Origin of the sequence: Eubacterium sp. 1001713B170207_170306_E7 (assembly GCF_015547515.1) — a bacterium.
GTDB lineage: Bacteria > Bacillota > Clostridia > Eubacteriales > Eubacteriaceae > Eubacterium.
Genome location: NZ_JADMVE010000002.1, coordinates 35,183 through 47,510 on the forward strand (window position 1 = coordinate 35,183; position 12,328 = coordinate 47,510).

General features: G+C 53.2%; 9 protein-coding genes. 6 read left to right on the forward strand and 3 right to left on the reverse strand.

Features of this window, described 5'->3' with window-relative positions; translation table 11 throughout:
- The first annotated feature begins 125 nt into the window (after positions 1-125).
- From I2B62_RS05585 to I2B62_RS05605, 5 genes are all read left to right on the forward strand, one after another.
- Entirely contained in the window at positions 126-668 is a 543-nt protein-coding gene (locus tag I2B62_RS05585; protein WP_195268009.1) for a DUF2284 domain-containing protein, read from the forward strand.
- Between the two features lie 363 nt (positions 669-1,031).
- Complete coding sequence (gene glmS, locus I2B62_RS05590; protein WP_195268010.1) at positions 1,032-2,858, forward strand: glutamine--fructose-6-phosphate transaminase (isomerizing); 1,827 nt, start codon at positions 1,032-1,034, stop codon at positions 2,856-2,858.
- 266 nt (positions 2,859-3,124) lie between these two features.
- Positions 3,125-5,101 carry an extracellular solute-binding protein gene (locus I2B62_RS05595; protein ID WP_195268011.1) on the forward strand — a complete coding sequence of 659 codons (1,977 nt, stop codon included), beginning with the start codon at positions 3,125-3,127 and terminating at the stop codon, positions 5,099-5,101.
- The gene (locus tag I2B62_RS20775; RefSeq protein WP_195268012.1) at positions 5,098-7,695 is read left to right on the forward strand and encodes a response regulator; all 2,598 of its coding nucleotides are present in this window, start codon (positions 5,098-5,100) and stop codon (positions 7,693-7,695) included. Before I2B62_RS05595 ends, I2B62_RS20775 begins: the two co-directional genes overlap by 4 nt.
- 180 nt (positions 7,696-7,875) lie before the next feature.
- Entirely contained in the window at positions 7,876-8,532 is a 657-nt protein-coding gene (locus I2B62_RS05605; RefSeq protein WP_195268013.1) for an HAD family phosphatase, read from the forward strand.
- Positions 8,533-8,611: 79 nt separating this feature from the next.
- On the opposite strand, the gene I2B62_RS05610 is transcribed toward I2B62_RS05605, so the two are convergent.
- Genes I2B62_RS05610 through I2B62_RS05620 form a run of 3 tightly spaced genes read right to left on the reverse strand, consistent with a single transcriptional unit; the run spans position 8,612 to position 11,626 of the window.
- A complete protein-coding gene (locus I2B62_RS05610; protein ID WP_207735956.1) occupies positions 8,612-9,805 on the reverse strand; it encodes an ABC transporter permease subunit in 1,194 nt (397 codons plus the stop codon).
- A 1-nt stretch (position 9,806) separates the two neighbouring features.
- Positions 9,807-10,715 (reverse strand): ABC transporter ATP-binding protein, encoded by a 909-nt coding sequence (locus I2B62_RS05615; RefSeq protein WP_195268014.1) that lies wholly within the window; start codon positions 10,713-10,715, stop codon positions 9,807-9,809.
- Complete coding sequence (locus tag I2B62_RS05620; protein WP_195268015.1) at positions 10,715-11,626, reverse strand: ABC transporter ATP-binding protein; 912 nt, start codon at positions 11,624-11,626, stop codon at positions 10,715-10,717. Before I2B62_RS05620 ends, I2B62_RS05615 begins: the two co-directional genes overlap by 1 nt.
- A 123-nt stretch (positions 11,627-11,749) precedes the next feature.
- Between I2B62_RS05620 and I2B62_RS05625 the strand changes: the two genes are divergently transcribed.
- Positions 11,750-12,328 carry a TetR/AcrR family transcriptional regulator gene (locus tag I2B62_RS05625; RefSeq protein WP_195268016.1) on the forward strand — a complete coding sequence of 193 codons (579 nt, stop codon included), beginning with the start codon at positions 11,750-11,752 and terminating at the stop codon, positions 12,326-12,328.

Here is a 12,328-nt window from a genome sequence, read left to right on the forward strand (position 1 = left end):
ATTGCCGGATTTAATGTCAATAAAAGGCTGGCCGGCTGGCAGCAGCCCGCGAAATTTGAATACGTTTAAGGAAAAGGTGTTACAATAACGGAGAAATCAGAAATGCGAAATGAGGAAAGAGGAAAATGAAGAACGAAGCATTACAAGCCATGGTGGAGGCCTGCGGTTTTGAGGAGACTGTGGCCGTTGATCCCAGACAGATTCACATCACCCAGGACGTCCGGGATGCCTGCGCCAAGAATGACTGCGGCCATTACGGCCAGAATTATATGTGCCCGCCGGCCGTGGGCGATCTGGACCACTACCGTGAGGTGGTGGACGGCTATAGCGACGGTCTGCTGTTCTCTCAGGTGTACCGATTTCAGAACCGGCAGGATTACCGCCGTATGAACGAGATCATGGCAGGCTTTGAGAAAACTGTGGAGAAGCTGCATCGCGCCATCCGTCAATCTGATATTGACGGAACCATCTTTTCGGCGGGCTGCTGTACCATCTGCAAGGAGTGTGGCATCCTGACCGACGAGCCCTGCCGCTTCCCGGACGAGGCCATGCCCTCGTTGGAGGCATCCGGTATCGATGTGGTCCAGCTTACCAAGGATACCGGGCTCGTCTACAATAATGGCCCCAAAACCATGACCATCATCGGCCTGATTTTATACAACGCCTGATCAAATCTTAAGAAAGGACAGCCTGCTCCGGCCGTCCTTTTTTGCGCCCCGGCCGCTGATGAAAACGTGAGCGGTGAGATAAGGCGGCGGAAGCACTTGTTTTTATTTGAAATTATGTTATAATAACCACATTGTACGTTCATGTAAAGCAATCCCGTTATCAGGAGGACAAAGGCTCAAACCGCTTTGCATCAATGGAACAAGAGCGCCAGAACTCATGCGTGAGCCCGCAATCATTGAGTTGACGAGGACAGGGAGTATCGAAATTTCGGCGGATGCCCTGGAGGGTGGCCTGTTAAAACAGCGGAGTGATCCGCTGCACAGAGCAGACACCAAAATCTACTTAAATGAGGTGCATTACTTATGTGTGGAATCGTTGGTTATATTGGCCTGAACCAGGCCCAGAAAGTATTGATTGAAGGACTCTCAAAGTTGGAATACCGTGGCTATGACTCAGCCGGCATCGCCGTGCTGAACGACGGTAATGAGATCAAAGTTAAAAAACGCAAGGGCCGTCTGAAAAATTTAGAGGATGAGCTGGCAAAAGAAGCGCTGGCCGGCACAGCCGGCATCGGCCATACCCGTTGGGCGACCCACGGCGAGCCCTCCGACATCAATTCCCATCCCCACTGCAGCATCGACAACCGCATCGCGGTCGTGCACAATGGGATCATTGAAAACTATATTGAGCTCAAGGAAGAGCTCATCAAAAAAGGACACCTTTTTGTGTCCGATACCGACACCGAGGTCATCGCGCACCTGCTCAACGCCCTGTACACCGGAGACATGGTCGAAACGCTGCGGCTGGCCATCGACAAGATCAAAGGCTCCTACGCGCTGGGCGTTCTCTGCAACGAGGAACCTGACCGGATCATCGCCGTCCGCAAGGACAGCCCGCTCATCGTAGGTCTGGGCGAGGGCGAAAACTATATCGCCTCCGACATCCCGGCCATCCTGAAGTATACCCGTCAGGTTTACCTGCTGGACAACGATGAGATCGCCATCCTCACCCGCGACAGCGTCACCGTGCTGGACGAATGCGGCCGCGAGGCCGGCAAGCAGGTCTTTAACGTGGATTGGGACCCCGGCGATGCTGAAAAGGGCGGCTACGACCACTTCATGCTCAAGGAAATTCACGAGCAGCCAAAGGCGATGGCCGATACCCTGACCGGGCGCTGCTTTGAGGACAGAATCGTACTGGACGACGTCAATCTGGACGCCGACACCATGAAGCAGATCAACCGGATTCAGATTGTGGCCTGCGGCACCGCCTACCATGCTGGAATGGTCGGAAAATATTTGATTGAGAAATTCGCCCGGGTGGCCGTCGAAACCGAGCCGGCCTCCGAATACCGCTATAAGGACCCGCTGGTGGACAAGCATACCCTGCTCATTGTCATCAGCCAGTCCGGTGAGACTGCCGACACGCTGGCCGCTATCCGGCTGGCTAAGGAAAAGGGCGCCCGCGTTCTGGCCATCACGAACGTGGTGGGCAGCTCCATTGCCCGTGAGGCCGACGATGTTCTGTATACCAATGCCGGCCCCGAGATCGCTGTTGCCTCTACCAAGGCATACGTGACTCAGGTGGGCTGCATGACTTTGCTGGCCCTGCATTTCGGACTGCTAAACGGCCAGGTGGACGAAGCAACCATGAAGCGTGTCACCAACGGCCTCAAGGATACCTCTGCCCTTATCGAAAAAGCTCTGGGCGATCATGACAAGATCAAGGAATACGCCTACGAGCACTTCAAGATCGACGACATGTACTTTATCGGGCGCGGTCTGGACTACTATACCTGTCTGGAGGGCTCCTTAAAAGCAAAGGAAATTTCTTATATTCACTCCGACGCCTACGCGGCTGGCGAGCTGAAGCACGGCCCTATCGCCTTAGTCGATGTCGGAACCGTGGTCATCGCGGTCTGCACCCAGGAGAACGTCTTTGACAAAATGCTCAACGCCATTAAAGAGGTCAAGGCCCGTGGCGCCAACGTCATGGCCATCGCAAAGGAAGGCCACGATGAGCTTATTCCAGAGGTCGACCAGGTTTTCTTCATCCCGCAGATGGATGACGAGATCACCCCGATCCCAACCATTGTCTACCTCCAGCTTCTGGCATATTATCTGTCCGTAGCCCGCGGCTGTGATGTGGATAAGCCAAAGAATCTGGCCAAATCCGTTACCGTTGAGTAAGGAAAAATGAACAGAAGCGCAGGGTCTGAAACCGGCCTTGCTTCAGAGATATGAAAAGGCTGCGGCTCGAATGCCGCAGCCTTTTTGACTCCTCAGGCCGTCATCTGCTGACGGGTTATTTTTTATGCACACAAAAGCGGGGAATGGCTTAGAATCAGGGGTTTAAGCCTTAATATTACTTGCTCTCAGACAGGGTGTGTGCTAAAATATAAGGAGTGCATACGTGTTCAAAGCAAACGCTGATACCATAAAAATGGAGGATTATAATGAGTAAGAAAAAGATAGGCGCGCTGCTCGGCGCTGGCCTCGCCGTTTTACTGCTGGCGGGAGTGACGGGCTGCAGCCAGCAGGGAAAAACAGATAAGATTGCGGTGACAATGTCCTATTCAGAAAAGGCAGAGCATCTTGAGGCTCTGATCGAGGAAACTTATCCGGATATTGATTTTCAGTGGGAACGCGTGCTGTCCACCTCGCCCAGCAGCGACCTGCGCCGGCAGCTGTCCGCCGGCAAGGCCCCGGACCTGGTAGTCTCCACTCAGCCGGCAGACCAGGAGAGCAGCCAGTACCTGCTGCCGCTGGACGGCTATCCCTTCAGCACACGATACGAGAGCACCCTGATCAAAAGCCAGTCCGTGGACGATACCGTCTACTTTCTGCCTTTTCCGGGCCAGTACTACGGTTACGTCATCAACCAGACACTCTTTGAAGAGGCCGGGATCCCTCTGCCCCAGAGTAATGCTGAGCTCATAAACGCGCTGAGCCAGTTTAAGGAAAAGCAGATCGGCCTTGACGATACAGGCCACGTTTTCGGGTTCCGCCAAAAGGACGATGTGACCCTTGGCACTTTCCAGGTCGCGAGCATGGTGCCGGATTTTCTGGGAACCGCCGGAGGCGTCCAGTGGATGTCCGATTTCACCGACAACCAGGCTGTGATGACCGGTACCTGGGAGCCAGCCTTTGATCTGCTTACCGAGCTCACCGCAAAGGATCTGCTCAGCGTTGACACCTATAAAAAACAGGGTAACTCGCCCAATAACGCTCTTTATATGAGCGATGGCCGGTTAGTGGCCGCCTATGGGCATTCCGGTTTTCTGGAAGAATGCCGGGAGCTCAACCAGCAGGCAGTCAAGGACGGCACCAGCCGTGAGTACACCTACTCCATGCTGCCTTTCCTGAGCAGCGGCGGCAACCCCAGCTGGACCACAGCTCTGCCCGCAGCTTACATCGGCATCAACGCCGAGCTCGGCGACGAGACCCAGAAGGATAAGCTGGACGCCTGCTGCCGTATTCTGGACCTGCTCTCCACCCAGGAGGGCCAGGAGGCTCTGATTGCCGACACCCGTACCGATGATTCCTACCTTAAGGATTATCAGAACAGCCAGAGCGTGCCATCCGGGCTTGAGGAAACCGTCCAGAACGGTTATGTTTACAATATCAATTTCCCGGGAAAGATCACCGAGTACCTGGGCCAGCAGTGTGCCAAATTTTTAAGCGGTGCCCAGACGCCCCAGCAGTGCCTGGCCGCCGTGGACGAGTACTATAAGAACGGTTCAGACACTGTCGACAGTGATCTGGAGGTGGTTGGCAGCGTGGCCGAGGACCTGATCTATCAGGGCTATAACACCCGGCTTGAGGAGACCGCACTTGGCAACCTGGTAGCAGACAGCGTCGCCGAATACGCCGATGCGCCCATCGCTGTGGTTAACGGCGGCGGTATTCGGGGCAGCCTGTACGAGGGCGATGTCCGGGAGGCCGACCTTAAGGCGGTCTGTCCCTTTGACAATCAGATCGTTGTCGTCGAAATGAGCGGTAAGGTCATGCAGGAAATGCTGGAAAACAGCCTGACCACCATCCGCAGCAGCGCCGATGTGCCCGGCGGGCGTTACCTTCAGGTTTCGGGCATCAAATACACCTACGACGCTTCTAAGCCCGAGGGCCAGCGGCTGACCGAGGTCACACTGGCAGATGGCAAGGCGGTCAAGGCTGACAGCACCTACACTGTGGCCATCAATAATTACATGGCCGGCAAAAATGGCTACCTGGAAGGCAACGGCGACGGCAATACCATGCTCAATCTTTATAGCGACGCGCAGCCAAAGGCCGAGGGTGTGAAGATGGTGAAGGAAAACCTCGGCACCTACCGGGATGCCTTGCGCCATTACTTTGACAACCACCAGGACAAGCCTGTGGAAAGCGCCGTCGAAGGACGTATCACGAATCTTTCGAAGGAATCAAAACAGTGAAAACACATATAAAAGCAACAGCAGCCGGGCCAGGAAAACGGCATCTTGGCATTGTGGGCCCGGCCATCGCCATTGTGCTGGTGTGTGGAATCATGCTGGTCGGCATGGTGTGGGCCAATCAGAAAAAGACAGATGAGACCGTGACACAGATCAGCCAGGTGTACCTCGGCGAGCTCACCAACCAGATGATCAGCCATTTCAGCACCAGCCTCAACAGCCAGTTTGCCCAGGTGGTCACCATGATGGAGAGCATCGGTAGCCGGAATATGGAAAGCGTCGCCGACCTGCAGGCCTACCTGAGCCGCCAGAAGGAAAGCAACGGCTTTACCTACGTAGCCCTGCTCGATGACCAGGGCATGTGCTACACTGACCAGGCTGTCTATTCGGCCATCTCCAAGATCAACGCCCTCGACACTCTGCTCCGCGGCGAAGGTCGGATCATATCCTCCAACGAGACCATTCTGGGCGATGACATGATCCTGCTGGGCACCCCCATCGACGACGTCAGCTTTCAGGGGCGCACCATTGTGGCCGCACTGGTAGGAATGGATACCGAAACCCTGAGCGAGAAGATCATGGTGCACCAGGAAGGGGCCAACGCTTACTCCAGTGTTATCTCCCGTCAGGGTGCCTTTATCATGCGCTCCGCGTCCGCGACGGCCCAGTCGGCCGGCGTCAACCTCTTCAGCACGCTGGAGGTGGGCGCTGAGTTTGATCCTGGTTACTCTCTGGAGACCATGAAGCGCCAGATCACAGGAGGCGAGGACGGCATGTCCGCCCTGACGCTCAACGGCGAGCATACTTATCTCTATTATGCGCCCATTCCGGGCACTGACTGGACCATGTGTGTCTCCATGGCCTACGGTGGGCTGGACGCGCAGATCGCAGGGCTTGGCGGCTATATGACACGCGTCGCTATGCTGGTGGTCGCCGCCATCGCTGTGATCCTGGTGAGCTTCTCTCTGTTCTATATCCGCATCATCCGCAAAAATACCGTGCTGCTCGAAAAGGAAAACAAGCGGGCCGAGCAGGCGCTGGAGCAGGCCGAGCGGGCCAGTATGGCCAAGAGCGAATTTCTGTCCCGGATGTCCCATGAGATCCGTACGCCCATGAACGGCATCATTGGCATGACCCTCATCGGTATGCAGAACACCGACAATCCCGCCAAGATTACTGACTGTCTGAAAAAAGTCAGTCTGTCCTCCAAGCATCTGCTGGCCCTGATCAACGACGTACTCGACATGTCAAAGATTGAGAGCGGTAAGGTCGAAATCAACAACGAGCCCTTTGATTTCAGAGTGTTCGTCGAGTCCCTGTCCACCGTGTACTATGCGCAGGCCAGCGACAAGAAGATCGACTTCGAGACCGTACTCAACGGCGAGGTGCCTGAGATGCTTATTGGCGATTCCCTCAGGCTCAACCAGATTGTCACCAACCTGCTCTCCAACGCCATCAAGTTTACGCCCGAAAACGGCAGGATCACTCTGAGTATTACCCGGGAAACGGAAAGCGAAGACGCTGTATGGCTGAGCATTGCCGTCACCGATACTGGCTGCGGCGTCGCGCCGGAAAACCAGGACAAAATCTTCAGCGCCTTTGAACAGGAAAGCGCCGGTGTCGCCCAGAAATACGGCGGTACCGGACTCGGACTGTCTATCTCCAAGCGCTTCTCCGAGCTCATGGGCGGCAGCCTTACGCTGGACAGCGAGCTGGGCCGCGGCAGTACCTTTACGGCCCGGATACCCTTTGAGGCTGTGGTGTCAGAGGAAACATCAGACATTGACTACAGCCGCCTGAAAACCCTCGTGGTCGATGACGACCAGACCACCTGCGAACAGGTCACCCTGATGCTGTCCAAAATGGGCGCGGCAGCCGACTGGGCCGATAACGGCTATGAGGCCATAGCCAAGGTCGAGCAGGCCCACAGCCTGGACGACGACTACGACGTCTGCTTTGTCGACTGGAAAATGCCCTTTATCGACGGGATTGAGACTACCAGACGAATCCGGCAGGCGGTGGGCAAGGACGACATCGCTGTGGTGCTCATCACCGCCTACGACGCGTCCGAAATACAGGAAACTGCTCAGGAGGCCGGCGCAGTCAGCATCATTAGTAAGCCTCTGTTTGCCTCCTCGCTGGTCGACGCCATCGAGAGCGTGCGGAATGCCAGCCCCGGAAAGGTGGATAAGCCCAAGAAAGTTGTAGACTACAATTTCAAGGACAAACGCATCCTCATCGTCGAGGACAATGAGATCAACCTGGAAATCGCCTGTGAGCTGGTCGGCATGTCCGGTGCAGTCGTGAGCTCTGCCACAAACGGCGCAGAGGCCGTGGACGCCTTTAAAGCCTCTGTGCCCGGCTACTATGACCTGATCCTCATGGATGTTCAGATGCCTGTCATGGATGGCTACGAGGCCACCCGTCAGATACGCGCCATGAACCGTCCCGATGCCGCCGTACCCATCTTTGCCATGACCGCCAACGCCTTTGCCGAGGATACGGAAAAAAGCAAGGCGAGCGGTATGGACGACCATATCAGCAAGCCCATCGACACCACCGTCCTGTACGCCAAAATCGCGAAGCTGTTTGAATAAAAAGAGAAAAAAGGGTGGGGTCTAGGACCCCGCCCTTTTCCTGTCTGCCGCAAATCATGGGAAAACCAAAACCTGCAACGGTTTAAAAGCCGGAAAAATGCTCGGGCAATTGAATTGGCCGTGGATTCACGTTATAATGTAGAAGCTTAAAAGGATATTTTACAATGGAAAGGAAAATGCATGACAGAAGCAATCATTTTTGATATGGACGGCCTTATGTTTGACACTGAGACCATTTCCATTCCCAGCTGGGTAAAGGCAGGGGAAATCCTGGGCTATCCCATTACCGAAGCCATGATTTATGAGCTGTTCGGCATGAACCCTGTAGCTGTGAATGCCTACTGGAAGGAGCGTTTCGGGGAAGCTTTTGACTGCGGTGCGGCCATGAAGCTCCATCTCGATTACATGGAGGACTACGTGCGGGAAAACGGTGTGCCGCTGAAGCCGGGGCTGATTGCTTTGCTGGATTATCTAAAGGCGCAGGGCTACCGCTATACCATCGCCTCCTCTACCCAGCGTCCCATGATTAAAATGTATCTGGAGCGTGCAGGGATCAGCCACTACTTTAAAGACGATATTGTGGGCGGCGATGAGATCACAAACGGTAAGCCCGCACCGGATATTTACTTAAAGGCCGCGGATAAGCTGGGCGTGTCTCCAGAACGCTGTATGGTTTTTGAGGATTCCCTGGCAGGGATTGAGTCGGCCTGGAGGGCCGGTATGAAGCCTGTCATGGTGCCGGATAAGGTGCCGGCAGACCAGACGACAGAGGCGCGGTTGTACGCCATGCTGGAGACGCTGGACGAGGCTATCGGACTGCTGAAAAAAGAAAGCTGAGGGCAGGGTGCAAAGCACACCCCACCTTCAGCTTTTCTGTTTTTGTGCCGCCCCTATAAATGGGGCCTGCCACAGGATTTTATAAGGGCAGATCCTTTTTCTGGAAGCGTACAGCTCCGGCAATGTAGCAGATAAGAGCAATGCCTGCGAGAACGCCCAGTTTCCAGATAAAAGCAGTGTCCAGCGACTCGGTGCCAACCGTCGCAATGGCGTTGATATCGTAAAGGCCGATCAGGGTCAGCTTGTTGAAAATGCCGAGGGCCTCAACGCCAATACCCATATCGACCATGCTCTGGGAGCCGAACATCCCTAAGAGCGAAGCCAGGAAAAACCATACGGTAAGCCCGCCGCCAAAGGCCATGGATTTTTTGCTTTGGTTAAAATAGCAGCTTCCCAGATAGCAGATTCCGGCAATGGCTTCGACCAGAAGATACATGCCCAGATACAGGGTAATGATTTCAGGTACATTGACGGTATCGTAGATCACAAAGGAGGAAGCGATCCGGGTCGCGCAGACAACCGCCAGAATGATGAAGGGGGCGATGATCATAAAAACAGCCTGGGTGATGGCGACCGCTGAGCGTCTTGTCGGTGTGGAGAGCACGTAAGCCATAGTGCCGCGGTCCACCTGGTCGACCAGAAGTGCGTTGGCCGCGATCACGATAAAGATGAAAATGGGGAGGAGCCCCATGACAGTAAAATACATCTGGTTAAGCATGGTGGTCATGTCCATGTTGCCCATATTCTCCACGAGCTCTGGCGAAACGCCTGTCACCTCCAGCATGGTGGTCATCATATCTCCCGGATTCAACTCTTCGCCGTCAAAGCAGCCCTTTGCCTGTCCCAGAGCATAGGTGTACTCAAACTGCCGGATATAGGTATCCAGTGAAACGTCTGATTTTTCAAGCTGTTCAGCTGCTTGTTCCAGCCCGTCGACGCTCAGGCTGCTGCCGGATTTCTGGTTCATCCGTTGAAAGGCAGCTTCGTAGGCAGCTTTGTCGGTGTTTTTTGAAAAATCGTTGTAGGAAAGCTTTGTGCCGGCCGCTTCATTGTAAGACGCCATCACGTACAGGTAAGAATAAAAGTCCTTCTGCGCGTCGGCGACGTCCACGTTGTTTGTCTGTGAGCCCATAATGCTCATGGCATAGTTGATGACAGTGCTCATCATGACCATAATAATAAGAACGACCAAAGCTAAAATCCGGTTTGATTTAATGTTCTGCTTCATCAGTGTTCCTGAAAAGAAGCGGTGTTCTTTTGCTTCGTGAATCATCTTAATGGTCTCCTTTCTGGTAGATCTGCATAAAGTATTGTTCTAAGGTGAGATGTTTTTCCTGAAGGCGGGTCACCGTGCAGTCCTTCAGGCTGTGGAAAAGGGCGCCAATGTCCGACACGGGTATTTCAAGCGTGCACTGGTACGCGTCTGCGTCCGTCTGTGGCTTGAGGGCTGTTTTCCAAAATGTGGTAAACTGGTTGAAATCCTTCTGACCGGCAAACTGAAGGCTGAAGGTTTTTGTTTTCGGGTGACGGAGCTCCCGGAGATCAACCGTGTCAATGATCTCGCCGTCCTTGATCATCGCGACGCGGTCGCAGACGTCTTCGATCTCTTCAAAAATATGGCTGGACATAAAAATCGTCCGTCCCTTTTCCTTTTCTTCCCGGATCAGCTCCAGAAAGGCCTCTCGCATCAGCGGGTCCAGCCCTGTAGTCGGTTCATCAAGAATCAGAATCTCCTTGTTTGCCATCAGCGCCGCGGCGATGGCAGTCTTTTGCTTCATTCCCTTTGACATTCTTTTGAGACTTGCTGAAGGATCCAGCTGTAAAAGCTCGATGACGTGATTCATATATGAAAAATCTCGAACACCTAAATATTCGGCCTGCAATTTTAAGAAGTCCGCGCCGGTTGCCAGGCTGGGAAAAGCGATTTCTCCAGGAATATAAGCGATGTGGGCCATGATATTAGTAGACTGTCGCCAGGAATCATACCCGAGGACAGAGCTGGAGCCTTGATCGGGCCGGATAAACCCAAGCAGGCTGCGGATCGTTGTCGTTTTGCCGGAGCCGTTTGTCCCCACATAGCCGAAGATCTCACCGCGTTTGATCTCCAGATCGAGGTTAAACACGCCGTGTTTTTTGCCGTAATCCTTGGTCAGCTGATGGATCTGAATGACGGAACTGCCCATTATTGCACCCCCTTAAATACTTTTTCCTCTTTATAAAACTGCATAAAGTAATCCTCCAGTGTAAAAGGAAATTCCTGAAAATCCGCAATCGCCAGTTCCGAGATGTCTGAAATAAAGCTATTGATTTCAGCATCCTTTACGTGAACCCGCGCGCGCTTTTTCTTTGGATTCTTTGATGCGAAACGGTAGGGCAGGTTCACAAACCGCTGGTAGGACGGGCTGTCACACAGGGTTACCCGGTAGATTTTGTCGCTTTGCTGCTTCAGCTGGTCTGAGACGAACTGGGAGACGATTTTTCCGTCCTTGATGATCGCAATCTGGTCACAGGTTGCATCCACCTCGTGGAAAATGTGGGAGGACAGAAAAATGGTTTTGCCTCTTTTCTTTTCCGACAGCACATGGTCAATAAAAATCTGCTGCATGATTGGGTCCAGCCCGGAAGTGGGTTCATCCAGAATTAAAATATCGGGATCATGCATAAAGGCTGTGACGACAGCAAGCTTCCGCTTGACGCCCAAACTCATGGCTTTCGTCTCAAGGTTTGGATCAAGCTTAAATTTGTCCAGCAGCATTTCGCAGTAGCGGTCATCCCGAAGACCGCGCATTTTTTTCATCATTGTCAGAAATTCAGCGCCTGTGATGCCAGTTGGAAGCGCGATTTCACCGGGAAGATAGCCGATCGTTTTCTGCAGTTCTGCCGCGTCTGTCCAGCTGTCCTTTCCCATGATGCGCGTTTTTCCCATCTGTGGTTTGGAAAAACCCATTAAATGGCGGATCGTCGTTGTTTTTCCCGCGCCGTTTGGTCCCAGAAAGCCAAAGCATTCGCCCTTTCCAACATTAATAGAGATATCAAAAACGCCTCTGCCATGCCCGTAATCCTTTGTCAGCCTGTCGATTTCGATAATTGGCATTTTGTTCACTCCTTACTTTTCTTGTATAATCCAACAACCTGTTGTACAATATATTATTATAGTGCTTTAAAAAAATTCATCAACCAACAAGTTCGCTTAAGTTGTCGGATGAAGGAGGTTACCATGAACAAACAACCAGAGATAACCGCGCAGACCAGACAAAAGCTCATTGAAGCTTTCTGGCAGATCTACGGTGAAAAGGGCATTAAGCATACCACTGTGGGTGCGGTTGCAAAATCCGCCGGATATAACCGGAGCACCTTTTATGAATATTTTACTGATATTTATGATTTGCTGGAGCAGCTGGAGGATGATCTTTTGAAAGGCCTGAAGGCGGAGATCGCAAAGGAGTTTCAGAATGGCATCCCAAAGGATTTTCAGGACTACTCGAGAATGTGCGCGCATATCTTTGTTCCGTTTGACGATAAGCTTTACGTTCTGCTAAGCAGCAAAGGGGATCCCTCCTTTCCGGCCAAACTGCAAAAAACGGTGAAGCCTCTGTTTTTTTCCTTTGTGGGTTTTAAAGGAAATGAGGAGCACCTCGACTACATCATTACCTTTGGCTTTTCGGCGATGACCGGGTTGCTCAGCCACTGGTATGAGGAAGGAAAAAAGCTGAGCACCGAGGAGCTGTTCCGGATCATGCAGGCCCTTATCGCGACAGGTGTTCTGGGCTATACAGGCAAGCAGCTGTTTCATTAA

What these genes read in the sequence shown, in the direction of transcription:
- I2B62_RS05585 (WP_195268009.1), top strand. Translation starts at nt 126, where the DNA reads ATGAAGAACGAAGCATTACAAGCCATGGTGGAGGCCTGCGGTTTTGAG.
- glmS (WP_195268010.1), top strand. Translation starts at nt 1,032, where the DNA reads ATGTGTGGAATCGTTGGTTATATTGGCCTGAACCAGGCCCAGAAAGTA.
- I2B62_RS05595 (WP_195268011.1), top strand. Translation starts at nt 3,125, where the DNA reads ATGAGTAAGAAAAAGATAGGCGCGCTGCTCGGCGCTGGCCTCGCCGTT.
- I2B62_RS05605 (WP_195268013.1), top strand. Translation starts at nt 7,876, where the DNA reads ATGACAGAAGCAATCATTTTTGATATGGACGGCCTTATGTTTGACACT.
- I2B62_RS05610 (WP_207735956.1), bottom strand. Translation starts at nt 9,805, where the DNA reads ATGATTCACGAAGCAAAAGAACACCGCTTCTTTTCAGGAACACTGATG.
- I2B62_RS05615 (WP_195268014.1), bottom strand. Translation starts at nt 10,715, where the DNA reads ATGGGCAGTTCCGTCATTCAGATCCATCAGCTGACCAAGGATTACGGC.
- I2B62_RS05620 (WP_195268015.1), bottom strand. Translation starts at nt 11,626, where the DNA reads ATGCCAATTATCGAAATCGACAGGCTGACAAAGGATTACGGGCATGGC.
- I2B62_RS05625 (WP_195268016.1), top strand. Translation starts at nt 11,750, where the DNA reads ATGAACAAACAACCAGAGATAACCGCGCAGACCAGACAAAAGCTCATT.